This is a genomic window from Rathayibacter sp. AY2B7 (assembly GCF_002931635.1).
Lineage (GTDB): Bacteria > Actinomycetota > Actinomycetes > Actinomycetales > Microbacteriaceae > Rathayibacter.
This window is the reverse complement of record NZ_PSUC01000077.1, coordinates 1-17,927: the sequence shown is the minus strand read 5'-3', so window position 1 is coordinate 17,927 and position 17,927 is coordinate 1. Positions and strand designations below refer to the sequence as shown.

The following is a 17,927-nucleotide window of genomic DNA, read 5'->3' as shown; positions in this document are numbered from 1 at the left end:
CCTCCCGGCATCCACCACCGCGGGAGCCTGGGCCGACCGGTCCGTCTCCGGAGTCACTCTTCCGGCGGGCACTCACACCCTCACCGTGGTCGCGAGCGGCTGCCCGTCGAGCAGGATGCTCGCCCCGCCGGTGAGGTTGTTCGTGGTCCGGAGCCGCAGCGCGAGGTCGTAGCGGCCGCCGGCGACGACGTCCACCGTGTAGTTCATGCGGTCGCCCGTGGCGAGCCCGACGACGGCCTCGCCGCCCCCGTAGGTGGTGTCCGTGCTGGTCGCCAGGTTCACCGCGTCGGGGCGGTAGCCGCTCGTCGTGCTCTGCGGTTGGGCGATCGAGTAGCCGACGCCGGAGCCGCCGTCGTTGTAGTCCTGGGCGAAGACCACGCCGGGGAGCACTCCCGCGTTCGTGCTGTAGCCGGAGGCGAGGCCGCCGGTCACGGTCGAGCGGTGCGCGTCGCCGGTCGCGGGCAGCGGGGAGACGCGGACGCCGGCGAGCGAGGGCGTACCCTGTCGCGCGACGGTCGCGAGGTTCAGCGTGCCGTCGGAGACGGCGACGACGGCGCTCGCCGTGGAGGCGCTGCGGGCACCGGATCCGGCCGCGAAGGGATCGACGCCGCTGAACGCGGTCCCTCCCTCCGCTGTCACGTCGAAGACGTTCTGCCCGGCAGCGGTCCCCGCGTTCTCGCTGAGGAGGAGGGAGACGCGGTAGCGGCCGTTCGGGACCGGCAGCGCGTACGAGACGGCGCCGGTGCGGGTGGTGCGGTAGAGCGTGTCGTCGGCCGTGTTCGCGATGTCGCCCGCGACCTGCGCGGTGGCGCCGCCGGAGACGAGCCCGGAGTCGCCGGTGAAGTGCTCGGAGGCGATGTCGCTGTAGCCGGCGGTCGCTCCGGGCGAGAGCGCGTAGCTGCTCTTCGCCCCGGCCCAGGTGTAGGTCGAGGTCGAGTGGGCCTGCAGCTTCGCGGTGAAGCCGGTGGTCCCCTCGCCGACGGTCGCCGTCGTGGCGGGTCCGCTGTTCACGACGACGAGCACGCGGCTTCCGTCGGGGTTCTCGAACGCGGTCTGAGCGACGTCGTCGCCGGTCAGTCCGCCCTCGGCGCCGATGCGGTGCGCGCCGGGCTTCACGAACTTCGAGAACTGCGCCAGCTCGTAGAACTTGGGCATGTACGAGACCGTCGCCGCGGATCCACTGGTGTCCACCTCGACGAGGGGCTCCTGCGGAGCCGAGAGGTCGGTGACCGGTCCGCCGTTCTGGTCGAGCACCATGTTCCAGTAGATGTACGCGCTCTGACCGTGGTTGATCTGCTTGACGATCTCCTTCGCCCACTTCTCGTCGCGGATGTAGTTGGTGGGCTCCGCCTGGCCGAGGTCGGTGTGCTCGCTCATCCAGGAGGAGTACCCCGGGCTGGCCTGGGCGAAGAGGTCGAGGTTGGCGTCGGAGCAGTAGTTCTGCCCGAAGTCGCACTCGTAGGGGTGGAAGTCCGCGCCGGAGGCGTACGGCTTCACGGCCGGGTCGTTGAGGACGTTGGACGGGTAGTACCAGTGGTCCTGGTTGTGCTCGTAGACGCGGATCTTCGTTCCGGTGCTCTGTGCGGCGAAGGTGGGGCCGAGGTAGGAGCCGACGAACTGCGCCATCTGCGAGTCGGTCCAGAGAGTCGCCTCGAACGACGCGGGGTTCTCGGGCTCGTTCTGCACCGAGACGTCGGTGACGTCGATCCCCTGCTGCTTGTAGGCGGCGACGTACTTCGCGAAGTAGTCGGCGTAGGCCTGGTAGTAGCGGGGATCGACGGACGGGGCGACGAGGGAGGCGTCGCCGGAAGCGGTCGGCTTCCCGAGGAGGGACTTGTTGTTCTTGAGCCAGGAGGGCGCAGTCCACGGCGAGGCCATGAGGCGGAAGGGTCCGCCGGCGGAAGCCTGGGCGGCCTTGATGTAGGGGATCAGGTACTGCTGGTCCCGCGCGACCGAGAAGTCGTTCAGGCCGAAGTCGCCGTCCGTCTCGTCGTAGGAGTAGTGGTCCAGCGCGAAGTCGTCGGACCCGATCGAGGTGCGGGCGATCGAGAAGCCCGCTCCGGTACCGGGATCGAAGAGCTGGTCCATCACGGCGCCGCGCTGCGCGGCGCTGACGCTCGGGCGGTTGAGCACGTCCCAGCCCGCCTCGTTGAAGGTGGCGCCGAAGCCGTCGATGGCCTGGTGCTGCTGAGCGGCGTCGATGCGGATGTCGGGGACGGCGCCGTTGAGGCTGCCGAAGGTGGTCGCGGTCTTGGTGGCGAGTCGGTCGGCCGCGAGTGCGGTCTGAGTGACCGACACGGTGGTACCGGAGGGGGCTGCGACGGCGGACGTGGCGAGGGCGCCCGTCGTCAGTCCGGCCGAGGCCAGCGCTGCGATCGCCGCGGCGGCGATCACGATTCTCGGTTTCATGGTTCTCCTCATCGAGTTCCCGCTCGGAGCGGTCTGGGCACACGATAAGGACTTACCAAGCCGTAAGTAAATACCGACCGCAGGAATGGACTGAACGTGGCTGGAGTCCGTCACGGCCCGCAGGACCGCCCGGTGGGCGTCGGCGCGGCCGGCCGGAGCGGTGCTTCGGACGCATCGGAGCGCTCCCGAGAGGGAGTGGCGCGGCGGGGATCAGCGCAGGCGCGCGAGCAGCGACTCGATGACCAGCTGGACGCTGCGCCGCATGGTGACGCGGCGGTCGCTGAGGAGCCACTGCGTCTGCAGTCCGTCCATCGTCGCGATGATGACGGAGGCGGCCTCGGCCACCTCCACGTCCTCCGGATCGCGACCGGTCGCGTCGGCGACGGCCGAGGTGATCATCGAGCGGAGGCCCTCGTAGCGCTGGGCGAAGAAGGCGCGGGCGGGGTGGTTGTCGGTGACGGACTCGCCCAGCAGCACCGTGTAGGTCTGCACGATCCCGGGCCGCAGAGCGTTGGCGGCGGCGGTGTCGATGAGGTGGTCGAGCAGGGCGGCGCCGCGCGGGGCGTGGTGCCCCTCCAGGTCGGCGACGTCCGCGTCGTCGCGGTACTCGAGCAGTGCGATGAGCAGCTGCTCCTTGGAGCCGAAGTGGTGGAGGACGCCGGCGTGCGTCATGCCCACGCGCTCGGCGATGTCGGCGAGGGAGCCGTTCGCGTAGCCGTGCTCCCCGAACACGGCCATCGCCGCGTCGAGGATCTCCTTGCGCCGCTGCCCCGACCGCTTCTGCGGCCTCTGCGCCTTGCCCGCCCCCGATGCGGCAGGCGCCGGCCAGCTCTGCTGTGCCCTCATCCGCGCCCCTTCCGCCGAGTCGATTCTACCTCTCGAAAAATTTACTTACCGGTCTGTCAGTAACTGTGTGATGATGACTCCCATCAGCCCGAACCGATGGAGCGACGACGATGATGTCACCCCCTACTTCCCACCTCCCCGACGACTTCGTCTGGGGTCTCGCCACCTCCGCGTACCAGATCGAGGGCGGAGTGCGGCAGGACGGCCGCACGGCCAGCATCTGGGACACCTTCGCGCACACCCCCGGCCGCACCCGCCACGGCGACACCGGCGACACCGCGTGCGATCACCGACGGCTCTGGGAGGCGGACCTCGACCTGCTGGTCGAGCTCGGCGTCCCCGCCTACCGCCTCTCGCTCTCCTGGACGCGCCTGCAGCCCGGAGGCCGCGGACCGCTGAACCCCGCCGGCGTCCGCTGGTACCGCGAGCTCCTGAGCGGCCTGCACGCCCGGGGCATCCGCCCCTTCGTCACGCTCTACCACTGGGACCTCCCGCAGGAGCTCGAGGACGAGGGCGGCTGGACGGCGCGCTCCACGGCCCGCGCCTTCGCCGAGTACGCCGGAGCGGTCGCCGCGGCCCTCGGCGATCTCACCGGGGACTGGATCACCATCAACGAGCCGTGGTGCGCGGCGTTCCTGGGCTACGGCCTCGGTGTGCACGCCCCCGGCCGCTCCAGCACCCGCGACGCCGTCACGGCGGCCCACCACCTCAACCTCGCGCACGGCCTGGCCACCCGCTCGATCCGCACGGCGGCCCCCGGTGCCCGCATCGGAGTCACGAACATCGTCGCGGACCTGGTTCCCGCCACTCCCGACGACCTCGACGCCGTCGAGCGCCTCGACGCCGTGAACCACCAGCTGTTCCTCGCGCCGGTCTACCGCGGGGAGTACACACCGCGGACCCGGGCCCTGCTGGACCCGTGGGGGCTCTCGGACGCCGTTCTCCCCGGCGACCTGGCGATCATCGCCGAGCCGACCGACTTCGTCGGCATCAACCACTACCAGCGCGTCGTGGTCGAGGACGACGCGGACGGCGGGGCGGCCCGGGTCCGCGAGACGCCCGCGGGCTCGGAGCACACCTCGTTCGGCTGGTCGGTCACTCCGGAGGCGCTCACCGCCGTCCTGCTCCGCGTCACCTCCCGCTACTCCGACCTGCCCGTCTACATCACGGAGAACGGGGCGAGCTTCCACGACTACGTCGACCCCGAGGGCCGCGTACTCGACCCCGAGCGGATCGACTACCTCGCCGGCTACATCGGAGCGATCGACGCCGCCGCCGCGCAGGGTGTGCCCGCGGCCGGCTACTTCGCCTGGTCCTTCCTCGACAACTTCGAGTGGGGCGAGGGCTACGACAAGCGCTTCGGCCTCGTCCACGTCGACTTCGGCACGCAGAAGCGCACGCCCAAGCAGTCCGCCTCCTTCTACCGCGACGTCATCGCCGCGCACCGCTCCTCCGCCGCCGCCCCCGCGGCGGCCCTCACCCGCTAGCCCCACCCCCCACGAGAAAGCGAACTTCGATGAAGAAGCTCATCACCGCGATCGCCCTGACCGCCGTCACCGGGATCGCCCTGACCGGCTGCGCCGTCGGCAGCGCCGGATCCTCCGACGGCTCGACGACCCTCACCTTCCAGAACCAGTTCTCGGACGCCGAGACGGCCGAGGCGCAGAAGCTGGTCGCGGAGTACCACGAGGCCCACCCCGACGTCACCGTCACCCTGGCGCGTGACAACGACTCCTCCTACTACGACAAGCTCGTCACGCAGATCTCGGCGGGCAAGGGCCCGGACATCGTGCGCCTGGAACCGCCGAAGGTGGCGCAGTACGCGGCCAGCGGATTCCTCGCCCCAGTCGAGGACTCGCTCGGCGACAGCTCCGACTACTTCGAGAACACCATCACCGCAGCCACCCGCGACGGCCACGTCTACGGCGTCCCGCAGGACGTCTCGACGCTCGCGCTGTTCTACCGGAAGGACCTGCTGACCGCGGCGGGGATCGACGCGCCGCCGACGACCTGGGAGGAGCTGACCGCCGACGCGCAGAAGCTCACCGCCGACGGCAAGTACGGCATCGGCCTCTTCGGCGGCTGGGGCGCGTACGAGTTCTACCCCTGGCTCTGGCAGTCGGGCGCCGAGGTGATGGCCGACTCCGGAAGCGAGGTCGCCTTCGACTCGGCCGACGGGGTCCGCGCCCTCGAGCTCTGGACCGACCTGCAGAAGACCGCGATGCCCGCGGGCATGGCGACCGCCACCGAGGACGACGTCCGCGGCCCGTTCACGAACGGCGACATCGCGATGATGACCTCCGGCCCTTACATGACGTCGATCCTCGAGGCCTCGGGCCTCCAGGACGACCAGTGGGGTGTCGCGCCGCTGCCTGCGGACGCGACCAGCGCCTCCGTGCTGGGCGGGATGGACCTGTCGGTCCTGGCGAGCAGCCCGCACCAGGAGCAGGCGGGTGACTTCCTGAGCTGGTGGGCCTCCGACGACGTGCAGTCGCGCTGGGCGGACGACCTGGGCTATGTGCCCGCGAAGAAGTCGCTCTACGAGCAGGCGCCCTTCACCGACGACCCGACCGTCGCGACCTTCGGCACCATCATCGAGGCGTCGAAGTCGCGGCCGACCGTGGCCCGCGCCGCGGACGTCGACTCGGCGCTCGGCAACGCCGTCGCCGCAGCCCTGTCCGGCGCGGCCAGTCCGCAGGAGGCGCTCGACGAGGCGGCGCAGAAGGCGAACAGCGCGCTCGATGAGTAGCCAGACGCTCCTCGCGGCCGCCGTGCGCCCCCGTGAACGGCGGCCCCGCCGCGACGGTTTCGCACCGGCGGTGATGCTCGCGCCGATCTCGATCGCCGCCGTCGTCGTGATCGGCCTGCCGATCCTCTTCGTGATGGTCGAAAGCTTCTTCGACGTGAACCCCAGCCGCCATGTGGGCTGGCAGTGGACCGGCCTGGACAACTACGCCCGGATCGCCGGCGACAGCGAGCTCGGCCCGGTCATGCTGAACAGCGCGGTCTGGACCTTCGGCTCCGTCGCGCTGCAGTTCGTGCTCGCGTTCGCCGCCGCTCTGATCGTCCGCGAAGCCCTCCAGGGGCGGGCGTGGGCCTGGCTCCGCGCCGCGTACGTGGTCCCGTGGGCGACGCCGATCATCGTCGGAGCGATGTCGTGGCGCTGGCTCTACCAGCCGCAGTTCGGCCTGCTCAACGACGTGCTCCAGCGCGTCGGTCTCGGCGACCTCCAGCACGCGTGGCTCAGCGACCCTTCGACGGCTCTCGCCGCGGTGATGGTCACCAACGTGTGGCGCGGTTTCCCGTTCATCATGATCATGCTGCTCTCGGGTATGGCGGCCATCCCCGACGAGGTCTACGAGGCGGCCCGCGTCGACGGCGCCCGCACCGGGCAGCGGATCCTCTGGATCACTCTGCCGCTGCTGCGTCCCGTGATCCTCCTCAGCACGCTCATGTCGCTGATCTGGACGTTCAACAACTTCGGCCTCATCTACGTGATGACGCAGGGCGGCCCGGACGGCGCCAGCGACATCCTCACCACGTTCGTCTACAAGAACGCGTTCCAGCGCTTCGACTTCGGCTACGCGAGCGCCCTCTCGGTGTTCCTCTTCGTGATCGTCGCCGCCGGGTCCCTCCTCTACGTCCGCGCACTCGGGAAGGGCGCCCTGAAATGACCGCCACCGTCGACCGGCCCGTGCTCACTCCGAGCACCCCCGTCCCTCCGCCCCGTCCGCCCCGGCGCGTGCGCCGCCGGCCCCGCCCCGGCATCGTCGCCGTGCGGATGCTCGGCGTCGTCATCGGCGTCTTCGCCGTCGTGCCGGTGCTCTGGACCGTCCTCGCCTCGTTCAAGGACGGCACCGAGATCTTCCGGAGTCCGCCGACGATCCTGCCGGCGAACCCCACCATCGAGAGCTACCTCTACGTGCTCGGGCGGGGAGCCTTCTCGGCCTGGTTCGTCAATTCGCTGATCGTCTCGTTGTCGACCGTGGCGCTCGGGCTGCTGATCGGGGTACTCGGCGGCTACGCCCTCTCCCGCTATCGGATCCGCGGCAAGCGCTTCTTCCTCGTCGGCCTGATCATGACGCAGATGTTCCCGAGCGTGCTGCTGATCATCCCGCTGTTCTGGCTGGTCTCGAACGTGGGTCTGTACGACAGCATCGCGGCGCTCATCATCGCGGGCGTCTCCACATCGGCGCCGCTCGGCGTGTGGCTGATGAAGACCGCCTTCGACGAGATCCCGCGGGAGTTCGACGAGGCGGCGCGGATCGACGGCGCCGGAGCGTTCCGGACGCTCTTCAGCGTCGTGCTGCCCGCGGCCCGGCCGGGCGTCGTCGCGACCGGCATCTTCCTCTTCATCGGAGCGTGGGAGGAGTTCGTCTTCGCGCTCACCTTCACCAGCTCGGACCAGAACCGCACGCTGCCCGTCGGACTCTCGCAGCTCAGCTCGGCGTTCGAGGTGCACTGGAACGACGTCTCGGCGATGAGCGTGCTCGTGCTGATCCCCTCGCTCGTCCTCTTCGTGTTCATCCAGCGCTGGCTGCTGGGCGGGGCGATCGCGGGCGGAGTGAAGGGGTGAGCCTCGTCGAGCCGGGTGCCCTGCCGATCAGCGGTGAGGTGCAGTTCTGGCGCATGGAGCCGGAGGAGTGGGAGCCGGCGCTGCGCGCGGTGCAGGAGATCGGCATCGACACGGTCGCCACCTACCTCTCGTGGCGGCGGCACGAGCCGGTGCAGGGCACGCTCGATCTGCGCGGCACCCACGCGCCGGAGCTCGACGTGCACCGCTTCCTGCGCCTCTGCCGCGAGCGGGGTCTGCGCGTGATCCTCAAGCCGGGGCCGTGGATCTGCGCGGAGGAGCCCAACGGAGGTCTGCCCGACTGGGTGGTGGCCGATGACGCGCTGATCGCTCTCGACCACCGGGGCGAGCAGGTGTCCGGCTACAACCCGCCCTTCAAGCACCCGATGCCCAGCTGCTCGAGCCGCGCATACCGCGCCCTGGTCGAGAGGTGGATCCGCGCCGTCTGGAGCGACCTCGCGGAGTTCCTCGGCGAGGACGGCCCGGTCGTCGGCACCCAGTACGACAACGAGCCGAGCCTGGGGTTCCAGGACAGCATGCACGGCTTCGACTGGCACCCGGACGCACTGGCCGACTGGCACCGGTTCATCGGCGGGACGGTGGAGCCGCCGCGCCCGCGGACCGGGCCCCCCGAATCCGCGACCGCTCTCGAGTCGGCGTGGGCCCACTGGCACCGGGTCTACTTCGCGGACTACCTCGCGTGGCTCCGCGAGGTGACGGCCGACGCCGGCGCCGCGGTACTGGCGGGCACGATCAACCTCAACACCCACCCCGTGCGCGGCTGGCCGCAGGACGGGCGGGTGCTGGTCGAGGCGCTCGAGGGCACCGTGGTCGGCGAGGACCACTACTACGTGCCGCCGCTGGACGACCGCGACCTCGCGGGGCTGGCGCTCGCCGTGGCGCAGGCGCGCGCCTCGGCGACTCCGCTGGTCTGGTCTCCCGAGATGCAGGCGGGCATCTGGCGCTCGCCCGGCGAGGTCGTCGACTACCCGGACCCGACGGTGGAGGAGCAGGTGGCGTGGTGGGGAGCCGCTCTCGCCCTCGGCTACCAGGGCTTCAACCTGTACATGCTGGTCGACCGGGAGAACTGGGAGCATGCGCCGATCACGCGGAGCGGTGTCGTCACTCCGCTCGGACGCGCCCTCCAGCGGATGCTGCGCGAGCTGCGCGGGGTGCGGATCCGTCCGGGCTCCCGCCCGCTGCCGGCCACCGCGCTGGAGTGGGACGACCTCGCTCGGGTCGACGCCTACCGGGTGCGCGGCACGCAATCGGCGCCGGACACCGCCTGGGACTCGCCTGCCGCTCGCCGACGCTACGACGCGGTCGAGAGGCAGTCGCTCGAGGCGGTGCGAGCGGGTCGGCAGTTCGACCTCGGCGGGACCGCTTCGGGCGTCGCGATCGAAGCGCCGGCGGGGTTCCTCGTGCGGGCGCACGAGGACGCGCAGGGGGCGGTGCTGCTGTACGTCGTGCGGCTGCCCGGAGCGGCGGTGCGGGGTCCGGTGGAGCTCGGGGTGCCGCTCGCCTGGCGCGCGGTCCGGCGCGCGGACGCCCAGGTGCGGTGCGAGTCGGGGCGGGTCGTGCTGCCGGCGGCGGCGGACGTGTTCGAGATCTGGAGCGTGGAGGCCTGAGGCGGAGCGGCATCCGGCCGTTCTGGGCGGCGGTGGTGCAGCCGGGCCCTGCGCTCAGATCCAGCCGCGCTCGCGGGCCTCGATCACCGCGCGCTGGCGGGTGTCGACGTCGAGCTTGCGCAGGATCGACGAGACGTGATTGCGGACGGTGCCGGAGGAGAGGTGCAGCGCCGCGCCGATCTCGCCGATCGTCTCGCCGCGGGAGCCGGCGCTGAGCACGTCGAGCTCGCGGTCGGTCAGCGGGCTGCGCGTGTTCGCCAGAGCGTCGGCGGCGATCTCCGGATCGACGTAGCGGCGTCCGCTCGCGACCTGGCGGATCACCTCGGCGACGTCCTCGACCCGGCGCGACTTCGGCAGGAAGCCGCTGACGCCCGCTCCGAGCGCTCGCCGCAGGACCCCCGGCCGCGCGTGCCGGGTCACGACCACGACGCGCGTCACCGAGACCCGGCGCAGCCGCTCCGCCGCCTCGATCCCGTCGAGCCCGGGCATCTCGACGTCGAACAGGCACACGTCGGGCTGCAGGCGCAGCGCCTCCGCGACCGCCTGCTCGCCGTCGCGGCACTCGCCCACGATCTCGAGGTCCTCCTCGAGGCGGAGGAGCGCGGCCAGCGCCGTGCGGATCATGTCCTCGTCGTCGGCGATCAGCACCCGGATCACGAGTCGCTCCCCACCGGCAGGCGAGCATCCAGCTCGAAGGAGCGGCGGACCGCCCCGGCGCGCAGCGTCCCGCCCGCGCGCTCGACCCGCTCCGCCATGCCGAGGACGCCCGAGCCGGTCCCGTCCGCCTCCTCCGCGTCCGGTGCCAGGTCGTTCACCGCCTCGAACCGCCACTCGTCCCGCTCCCGCGCGAGCCGCAGCCGCGCGCTGGAGCCGCCGCCGTGCTTGAGGATGTTCGTCGTCGTCTCGCGGACCACCGGCCCGAGCGTCTCCGCCGGCGCGTGGGACGCCGCCGGGTCGACCTCGAGCTCGACGCGGAGCCCGGCCGAGCGGAGCAGGTCGGCGGCATTGGCCAGCTCGTCGGCGAGCGGGACGCTGCGGAAGCGCGTGGCGAGCTCGCGGGTGCCGGTGCGGGCGCCGTCGACCGAGCGCTGGGCGGCGCGCAGCTGCTCGAGAGCAGCCTCCGGATCGCTGCCGAGGAGGCGCTCGGCGAGCTCGAGCTGCAGCGCGATCACCTGGAGGTGGTGGCCCTGGAGGTCGTGCACGTCGCCGGCGAGCAGCAGGCGCTCCTGGGCGGCGGCGAGCCGGCCCTCGGCGGCGCGCGCCCGGTCGAGCTCGCGAACGATGTCCCACCACCACAGCGCGCTGACGACAGTCAGGGGCAGCAGCGTCGCGAACAGCAGGAGGGTCGAGAGCGCGGCCGACGCGTCCGGCGCCGCTCGCGTCTGCTCGAGCACCGCCGCGACCGCGAGGACGATCGTGCAGAGCACCATCACCCGGAGCCGCACCCCGCTCTGCCAGGGCAGCACGGCGACCAGGGTCGCGGCGAGCGAGAGCCCGAGCGCGAGGCTCCCGGCGGCCGTGCCGGTGAGCGCCGCGGCCGCCACTCCGAGGCCGAAGACCAGGGTCGGCACAGCCCGGAGGCGCACCGGGCCCTCGCGGTCGGCGCGCCGGTACGCGAGCGCGGTCGGCGAGAACACCGCGACCCAGGCGGCCGCGCCCAGGAAGTAGGCACCCTTCCGCCACTCCTCGGCCTCGGCGCTCAGCACCGCCACGGACCAGACGGCCAGGACGATCACCACGAAGGAGGCGGCCGACGCGAGCGTGTACCACCAGGTCACGGCGACGCCGCGGCCCGCGCGCACGGGCGGATCCGCCTCGGTCGAGTTCACCATGCGGCCCAGGCTACGACCATGACACTTGTCACCCCTCGGGCCGTCGATCCTCCCGGGACGCGGTGACCCGGCGGCACTGCCGCGTCGGGCGCGGACACGGTCGGATGGAGGAGTCCCGAGAGCCGGGGCCACGGACGGAAGGCACGACCATGACGATCATCAGCGACGCGATCCTCGGATTCCAGGACCTGATCGGCCGCGTTCCCGAGCTCGTGCAGCCCCTCGTCGTCGCCGCGGCCGGGGCCGTCCCCTTCATCGAGGGCGAGGGAGCGGCGAGCATCGGGATCATCGGCGGCATCCACCCGGTCGTCGCCGGGCTCGCCGGGGCGATCGGCAACTTCGTCTGCGTGGCGATGCTCGTGCTGCTGGGCACCGGCGTCCGCTCGGCGATCACGGGCCGCTCGGAGGCGAAGCGGACGACTCCGCGGCGCGAGAAGTTCCAGCGGGCGTTCACCCGCTACGGCGTCCCGGGCGTGAGCCTGCTGGGGCCGCTGCTGCTCCCGACGCACTTCACCGCGGTGATGCTGGCGGGCGCCGGAGTCGGCCGCGGGCGGATCCTGCTCTGGCAGGGCGTCGCGATCGCACTGTGGACGACGGTGCTGACGGTGATCGTCGGGCTCGCGGTCTCGGGCGCGACGCAGGCGGGCTGAGCGGGCCGGACTCGGTCCTGAAGCGTGCGACCCCGGTGGCGCAGAGGCGTCCGCGCCACCGGTCAGTGCCGGATGCGCCGTCCCGGTCCGCCGTCCGGATCCGCCGGGCCGGCGGACTGCAGGTGGGTGTGCAGGCGGATGAGGGTGTCGCGCAGCCGGGTCTTGACGGTGCCGAGCGGGATCGACAGCTCCTCCGCGATCTCGGAGTGGCTGTACCCGCGGACGTAGGCGAGGTAGAGGACGTCGTGGTGGATGGCGGCGAGCTGCCGGATCGCGCCGGCCGCGGGCGCCAGGGCCAGCCGGACGTCCGAGCGCTCCCACTCGTGATCGCGCGGCCGGTCGAGGACCGTGTACTGCAGCTCCCGGCGCCGCGCCGACCGGTCCGCCCGGGCGCGGTCCACGGCACGGCGGTGCGCGACCTGGGCCAGGAAGGCGAGCACGGGACGGCCCGGGTCGAGCGAGCGCGCGGTGCGCCAGAGCTCGAGGTAGACCTCCTGCGCGACCTCCTCGGCGGCGGCGCGGTCGTCGAGCACGGCGTCCGCGACGGAGACGACCCGGCCCGCGGTGAGCGAGTAGAGCTGCCGGAAGGCGGTCCGGTCGCCCGCGCAGACCCGCAGCAGCAGGGCCGCTGACCGCGCAGGGCTGTCCCCGGGCTCACGCCGCTTGCCCGTTATCGTCGACACAGGGCTCAGCCTGGCACCGCGGACGCGCTCCTCCCGGGGTCGTGCCCTGTGAGGTGGCCCCCGTTAGAGGCTCACTTTCACAGGAGTCCGCCGATGCGCGCCGCACGCCCGCCGATGCGCGGCCCCGGTCGCGCGCGGGGCCCGTGCGGCAGCGCCGACGGACTCGACCGCCCGCCCGTCAGGCGGCGACGCGCGCGTTCGACTGCGCGAGGAGCGCGACCGAGCGCAGGCGCGCCTCCGTCTGCAGCGACGCGTGGGCGACGATGACCTCGTCGGCGTCGGCGGAGCGGGCGAAGTCGGCGGTGTAGTCGGCCACCTGGTCGCCGGTGCCGACACCGGTGTAGGTGGTCATGCTCGCGACGTGGGCGCCGATCGGGGCGCTGAGCAGGGCGTCGAGCTCCTCGTCGTCGAAGGTCTGGCCGACGGGGATCTGCCCGCTCTGGCGCAGCAGCATCATCAGGCGGGCGCGCTTCATCTGCGCGAACTGCTCCTGTGCGTCCTCCTCGGTGTCGGAGGCGATGGCGTTCATCCCGGCGATCACGTAGGGCGCGTCGAGCTGCTCGGAGGGGCGGAAGCCGCGGCGGTACTCCGCGACGGCCTGGTGCAGCGCGTCCGGAGCGAAGTGCGAGGCGAACGCGTACGGCAGGCCCAGAGCGGCCGCGAGCTGCGCGCCGAAGAGCGAGGAGCCGAGGATGTAGAGGGGGACGCGGGTGCCGGCGCCCGGTGTCGCGCTCACTCCGGGGATGCGGGACTCGCCGGCGAGGAACGCCTGCAGCTCCAGCACGTCCTGCGGGAAGCGCTCGGAGGAGTCGGGGTCGCGGCGGAGCGCGCGGAAGGTCGCCTGGTCGCTGCCGGGGGCGCGGCCGAGTCCGAGGTCGATCCGGCCCGGGTGCAGCGTCTCGAGGGTGCCGAACTGCTCGGCGATGGTGAGCGGGGAGTGGTTCGGCAGCATGACGCCGCCGGAGCCGAGGCGGATCGTGGAGGTCTGCGAGGCGACGTGCGCGATGAGCACCGAGGTCGCGCTGGAGGCGATGCTCGCCATGTTGTGGTGCTCGGCGTACCAGACGCGGCGGTAGCCGTTCCGCTCGGCCTCCTGGGCCAGGGCGACGGAGGCGGCGAAGCTGTCGCGAGCGGTCTCACCGGGGGCGATGGGGGCGAGGTCGAGGATGGAGAGGGGAACGCTCATGGTGAGGGCAACGCCCGCGACGGCTCCGGTGTTCCCGTCGCGGGCGCCTTCCTCACGCCTCGGGGATGTCGCGGCCGTACGCCTCCAGCGTCACGGCCTCGGGCTCCGGTCCGCCGCGCACGCCGGCCTCGAGGGCGTCGATGCGGGCGAGCTCCGAGCCGGAGAGCGCGAAGTCGAACACGTCGATGTTCTCGGCGATGCGCTCGGGGCGGGTCGACTTCGGGATGACCTGGCGGCCCTCCTGCAGGTGCCAGCGGAGCATCACCTGCGCGGCCGTCTTCCCGTACTTGGCGCCGAGCTCGAGGAGCACCGGGTCGTCGAAGCTGCGGCGCGGGGAGTCGCGGTAGGCGGTGATGCCGCCGATCGGCGACCAGGCCTGGGTGAGGATGTCGTTCTCGCAGCCGAAGCGCTCGACCCGCCGCTGCTGGAAGTACGGGTGCACCTCGAGCTGGTTGACCGCGGGGACGACGTCGGTCTCGGCGAGCAGGCGGGTGAGGTGCTCGACCATGAAGTTGCTCACGCCGATCGCCCGCACCCTCCCGTCGGCGAGCAGCCGCTCGAGCGCCCGGTAGGCGTCGAGGGTGCGGTCGAAAGCCTCGGGCAGGGCCTGGTGCAGGATCAGCAGGTCGATCCGCTCGACGCCGAGCTTGCCCGCGCTCTTGTCGAAGGCGTGCAGCGTCTCGTCGTAGCCGTAGTCGCTGATCCACACCTTCGTCTCGAGGAAGACGTCGTCGCGGCCGGCGATCGCCTCGCCCACCTCGCGCTCGTTGCCGTAGGCCGCCGCCGTGTCGATGTGCCGGTACCCCGCGTCGAGCGCGGCGGCGACGGCGGCGCGGGTCTCGTCGGGCGGAGTCTGGAAGACGCCGAGTCCGAGGGCGGGGATCTCGACACCGTTGTGGAGAGTGAACGTGTTCATGAGCCCACGCTACGTCCGCAGACGCCGAGTCGCCCGAGAAGCCGCGCGCGACTCCTCAGGCGACCCCGTCGCTCCGGCCCTGCTCAGCCGTCGATCGGCAGCAGGATCCCCTTCACCGTCTCGTCCGTGGCGAGGAACTCCTGCACGGCCGGGTCCTGGAAGGCCTGGACGAGCTTCCTCACGTTCTCGGTGTCGCGGTACTTCGAGCCGATGGTGAGCTGCCCGGCGAAGTCGTCGGGGGCCTGCGGGGCGAAGATCTGCTGCTCGATCGGGATGCCGGCGGCGAGGTAGTACTCGGTGTAGCCGACGGCCGCGTCGAGGTCCGGCAGCGCGCGCGACTGGGCGGCGAAGTCGAGCAGGGTGAACTGCAGGTTCTTCGGGTTCTCGGCGATGTCGTCCTGGGTCGCGGTGCCCGGCTCCGTGCCCGGCTTCAGCGTGATCAGGCCGGCGTTCTGCAGCAGCCAGAGGCCCTGCGCCTCGTTGGCGGGGTCGGAGTAGAGCGAGACCGTGCCGCCGTCGGGGATCTGGGAGACGTCGGAGTACTTGTCGCTCCAGAGCCCGAAGCCCCAGCGGAAGACGGGGGTGGCCGCCTCCTCCTCGAAGTCGGGGTTGGCCTCGAGCACCTGTCCCAGCCAGAGCTTGTGCTGGTAGACCGTGGCCGCGACCTCGCCCTCGCTCACCGCGCGGTTGATGGTGTTGCTGTCCGAGAGCCCCTTGAAGGCGACGGTGATGCCGTAGCGCGGCGCCACCTCCTTCGCGACGAAGTCGACCAGGGCCTGCTCGGAGGCGTTGCCCTCGGCGGTCGCGACGTAGAGCGTCGCGCCCTCCTGCTCGTTGGCCGAGACGGCGGGGGAGAGGAGCGGGACGGCGATCGCGGAGGCGACGCCGACCACGACGACGGCCGCTCCGGCGATCCAGGGCCAGCGGCGCTTCTTCTTGAGGTCGAATCCGAGGTCGTCGGGAGTGGACATGGCGGTGCCTTTCGAAGAGGGGGTGCGCGGGCGCGCGGGAGGGGCGCCCGAGGGCGCAGGAGGAGGAGTGGTGGTTCTAGACGGCGGCCGCGACCCGCGGCGCTCGCCGCGAGCGGGAGGCGCCGGGCGTGGTCGCGCGGACGAGGGCCTCGCCGGTGAGCTGCACGGTCGCGACGGTGGCGACCAGGATCACGATGGTGGCGAGCATGACGGTGGTGTCGAAGCGCTGGTAGCCGTAGGTCACCGCGACGTAGCCGATGCCGCCGGCGCCGATCGTGCCGGCGATCGCCGAGTACTCGATCATCGCGATCGTGTTGATCGTCAGGCCGCCGATGATCTGCGGAACCGCCTCGCTCAGCTGGGCGGTCCGCACCACCTGCAGCCGCGACGCTCCGGAGGCGCGGGCGACGCGGGTGAGCGAGAGCGGCACGCTGCGCAGCGCGTTCTCGACGATGCGGGTGAAGAAGGCGACCCCCGCGATCGACATCGGCACGACGGCCGCCGCGATCCCGATGTTGGTGCCGGTGATCAGGCGCGTGAACGGCATGATCGACGCCATCAGGATGAGGAACGGCAGCGAGCGGCCGACGCTGATGACGGCGCTGAGCACCTGATGGGCGGCCCGGTTCTCGGCCAGCCCGCCCGGAGCGAGGTTGTGCACGAGAGCGCCCAGCGGCACGCCGACCAGCACCACGATCGCCATGACGATGCCGACCATGATCAGCGTCTCGCCGAGCGCCGGCAGCACCAGCGCGGGGATCTGCTCGAGCGGGACCTTGTTGTCGAGGTGGAGGATCACGCCGCCACCTCCTCGGCGAGGACGCGCACGCCGGCGGGCCGGACCGACAGGCCGAGCTCGGCCGCCGCACGGGTGAGCCGCGCCTCGTCGACCGGGCCGAGCCCGATCGTCGCGTGGCCGACCGCCTGCCCGTCCACCGTCTCGATCGCCGCGCCGAGCAGCGAGACGGGGCCGACCGCCTCCGCGAGCCGGGTGACCCAGTCGGTCGGCACTCCGGAGCGGGAGTAGCCCACCACCCATTCGCCCAGGCCCGGGCCGGGCGCGACGGAGGGGCGCACCGGGTTGAGGGCGAGGCCGAGCGGGGACGCGGGGTCGCGCAGCAGGTCGACGAGACGGCCCGACTCCACGATGCGGCCGTGGTCGAGGCGGGCGACGGAGTCGGCCACCTGGCGCACCGTCTCCATCTCGTGGGTGATGAAGAGGATCGAGAGTCCCAGGTCGTCGCGCAGCTCCTTCAGGAGCGTGGTGATCGCGGTGGTCGAGGCGGGGTCGAGGCCCGAGGTGGCCTCGTCCGAGAGCAGCACCGAGGGGCGGAGGGCGAGCGCGCGGGCGATGCCGACGCGCTGGCGCTGACCACCGGAGAGCTGGTGCGGGTAGTAGCGCGCGCGGTCCGAGAGGCCGACGCGCTCGAGCAGCTCCGCGACGCGCCGCTTCGTCTCGGCGGCGGTGACGCCGAGGTACTCCAGCGGAAGGGCCACGTTCTGCTCGGCCGTGCGGCGGCTGAAGAGTCCGTCGGACTGGAAGACGGTGCCGATGCGACGGCGGGCGACGCGCAGCCGCTCCTCCGAGAGCTGCGAGAGCGCCTCCCCGTTGACGACGACCGTGCCCGAGGTGGGCCGCTCCAGGAGGTTCACGCAGGCGGCGAGCGTGCTCTTGCCCGCACCGCTCGGGCCGACGACGGCGAAGATCTCGCCGGTCGCGACCGAGAAGTCGAGGCGGTCGAGCACGGTCGCCGGACCGTACGACTTGCTGAGCTGCTCGAGCCGGATCATCGCGTTCCTTCGGACGGGTCGGGCGGCCGCGGCCTCTCCGCGTCGTCCCGGACACGATGATGGAGCACCGCGGGCCCGCCCGTCCCGGCCCGCGTCGCCCGGCGTAACCCTTCGTCGCCGGGCGTAACAGTGCGCGGGGCGGAGGGGGTCGCTCACGCCGGTCCCGCCGCTGCCGGGCGCGGCAGGGCGCTCCCGCTCAGCTCGCGGCGGCCGCCGCGCGGGGGCTCTCGGCGCTCGCCTCGCGGTCGAAGCGCTCGCGGCTGAAGACCTGGTCGGCTGTCGTCAGGGCGAGGCCGATCACGCCGGCCAGCTCGCCCAGGTCCGATGTGTGGATCGTCAGGTGCCGCGTGGCGAGCGGGTGGGTGCGCAGGTAGACGCGCTCGCGCAGGCCCGACATCAGCACCTCGCCGCAGTCGCCGAGCTGGCCCGAGATCACGATGGT

Annotated in this window: 16 protein-coding genes and 1 pseudogene; 6 read left to right on the top strand and 11 right to left on the bottom strand. The window is 72.2% G+C overall.

From position 1 onward, the window contains the following. Nucleotides 1–72 precede the first annotated feature (72 nt). Together C5C27_RS12375 and C5C27_RS12370 are read right to left on the bottom strand one after the other, a co-directional pair. Nucleotides 73–2,409, bottom strand: a complete 2,337-nt coding sequence (locus C5C27_RS12375) for a glycoside hydrolase family 30 beta sandwich domain-containing protein (RefSeq protein ID WP_181133532.1) — start codon at nucleotides 2,407–2,409, stop codon at nucleotides 73–75. A 210-nt stretch (nucleotides 2,410–2,619) separates the two neighbouring features. Further along, nucleotides 2,620–3,255 carry a TetR/AcrR family transcriptional regulator gene (locus C5C27_RS12370; protein WP_104237749.1) on the bottom strand — a complete coding sequence of 212 codons (636 nt, stop codon included), beginning with the start codon at nucleotides 3,253–3,255 and terminating at the stop codon, nucleotides 2,620–2,622. Between the two features lie 110 nt (nucleotides 3,256–3,365). Here C5C27_RS12370 and C5C27_RS12365 point away from each other — a divergent pair, with 110 nt between their 5' ends. From C5C27_RS12365 to C5C27_RS12345, 5 genes are read left to right on the top strand one after another with little or no spacing between them, the layout of a single operon-like run. Then, nucleotides 3,366–4,742: a GH1 family beta-glucosidase gene (locus tag C5C27_RS12365; RefSeq protein WP_219813171.1), complete on the top strand. Its 1,377-nt coding sequence runs from the start codon at nucleotides 3,366–3,368 to the stop codon at nucleotides 4,740–4,742. A 29-nt stretch (nucleotides 4,743–4,771) separates the two neighbouring features. Beyond that, the gene (locus C5C27_RS12360) at nucleotides 4,772–6,004 is read left to right on the top strand and encodes a sugar ABC transporter substrate-binding protein (protein WP_104237748.1); all 1,233 of its coding nucleotides are present in this window, start codon (nucleotides 4,772–4,774) and stop codon (nucleotides 6,002–6,004) included. Then, a complete protein-coding gene (locus C5C27_RS12355; RefSeq protein WP_181133531.1) occupies nucleotides 5,997–6,929 on the top strand; it encodes a carbohydrate ABC transporter permease in 933 nt (310 codons plus the stop codon). Before C5C27_RS12360 ends, C5C27_RS12355 begins: the two co-directional genes overlap by 8 nt. Then, the gene (locus C5C27_RS12350; protein ID WP_104314529.1) at nucleotides 6,926–7,831 is read left to right on the top strand and encodes a carbohydrate ABC transporter permease; all 906 of its coding nucleotides are present in this window, start codon (nucleotides 6,926–6,928) and stop codon (nucleotides 7,829–7,831) included. Before C5C27_RS12355 ends, C5C27_RS12350 begins: the two co-directional genes overlap by 4 nt. After that, complete coding sequence (locus C5C27_RS12345; RefSeq protein WP_104237745.1) at nucleotides 7,828–9,456, top strand: beta-galactosidase; 1,629 nt, start codon at nucleotides 7,828–7,830, stop codon at nucleotides 9,454–9,456. Before C5C27_RS12350 ends, C5C27_RS12345 begins: the two co-directional genes overlap by 4 nt. A gap of 54 nt (nucleotides 9,457–9,510) precedes the next feature. Here the strand turns inward: C5C27_RS12345 and C5C27_RS12340 are convergent, their stop codons facing one another. Together C5C27_RS12340 and C5C27_RS12335 are read right to left on the bottom strand one after the other, a co-directional pair. Continuing rightward, nucleotides 9,511–10,113: a response regulator transcription factor gene (locus C5C27_RS12340; protein WP_104314528.1), complete on the bottom strand. Its 603-nt coding sequence runs from the start codon at nucleotides 10,111–10,113 to the stop codon at nucleotides 9,511–9,513. Then, nucleotides 10,110–11,288 (bottom strand): sensor histidine kinase, encoded by a 1,179-nt coding sequence (locus tag C5C27_RS12335; RefSeq protein WP_104314527.1) that lies wholly within the window; start codon nucleotides 11,286–11,288, stop codon nucleotides 10,110–10,112. The genes C5C27_RS12340 and C5C27_RS12335 overlap by 4 nt, the downstream gene beginning before the upstream one ends. A 149-nt stretch (nucleotides 11,289–11,437) precedes the next feature. Between C5C27_RS12335 and C5C27_RS12330 the strand changes: the two genes are divergently transcribed. Beyond that, complete coding sequence (locus tag C5C27_RS12330; RefSeq protein ID WP_104314526.1) at nucleotides 11,438–11,938, top strand: small multidrug efflux protein; 501 nt, start codon at nucleotides 11,438–11,440, stop codon at nucleotides 11,936–11,938. A gap of 62 nt (nucleotides 11,939–12,000) precedes the next feature. On the opposite strand, the gene C5C27_RS12325 is transcribed toward C5C27_RS12330, so the two are convergent. The 7 genes and pseudogenes from C5C27_RS12325 to C5C27_RS18090 all read right to left on the bottom strand — a co-directional run. After that, complete coding sequence (locus C5C27_RS12325) at nucleotides 12,001–12,621, bottom strand: sigma-70 family RNA polymerase sigma factor (RefSeq protein ID WP_181133530.1); 621 nt, start codon at nucleotides 12,619–12,621, stop codon at nucleotides 12,001–12,003. A gap of 178 nt (nucleotides 12,622–12,799) precedes the next feature. Further along, nucleotides 12,800–13,807 carry an LLM class flavin-dependent oxidoreductase gene (locus C5C27_RS12320; RefSeq protein WP_104237741.1) on the bottom strand — a complete coding sequence of 336 codons (1,008 nt, stop codon included), beginning with the start codon at nucleotides 13,805–13,807 and terminating at the stop codon, nucleotides 12,800–12,802. Nucleotides 13,808–13,859: 52 nt separating this feature from the next. Continuing rightward, on the bottom strand, nucleotides 13,860–14,723 hold the full coding sequence (locus C5C27_RS12315) for an aldo/keto reductase (RefSeq protein WP_104222706.1): 864 nt from the start codon (nucleotides 14,721–14,723) through the stop codon (nucleotides 13,860–13,862). Between the two features lie 83 nt (nucleotides 14,724–14,806). Next, nucleotides 14,807–15,694: a MetQ/NlpA family ABC transporter substrate-binding protein gene (locus C5C27_RS12310; protein WP_104232971.1), complete on the bottom strand. Its 888-nt coding sequence runs from the start codon at nucleotides 15,692–15,694 to the stop codon at nucleotides 14,807–14,809. Nucleotides 15,695–15,770: 76 nt separating this feature from the next. Continuing rightward, nucleotides 15,771–16,493 carry a methionine ABC transporter permease gene (locus tag C5C27_RS12305; protein WP_258066710.1) on the bottom strand — a complete coding sequence of 241 codons (723 nt, stop codon included), beginning with the start codon at nucleotides 16,491–16,493 and terminating at the stop codon, nucleotides 15,771–15,773. Next, entirely contained in the window at nucleotides 16,490–17,485 is a 996-nt protein-coding gene (locus C5C27_RS12300) for a methionine ABC transporter ATP-binding protein (protein ID WP_104222709.1), read from the bottom strand. The genes C5C27_RS12305 and C5C27_RS12300 overlap by 4 nt, the downstream gene beginning before the upstream one ends. A 196-nt stretch (nucleotides 17,486–17,681) precedes the next feature. After that, nucleotides 17,682–17,927, bottom strand: a pseudogene (locus tag C5C27_RS18090) (hypothetical protein); the annotation flags it as partial.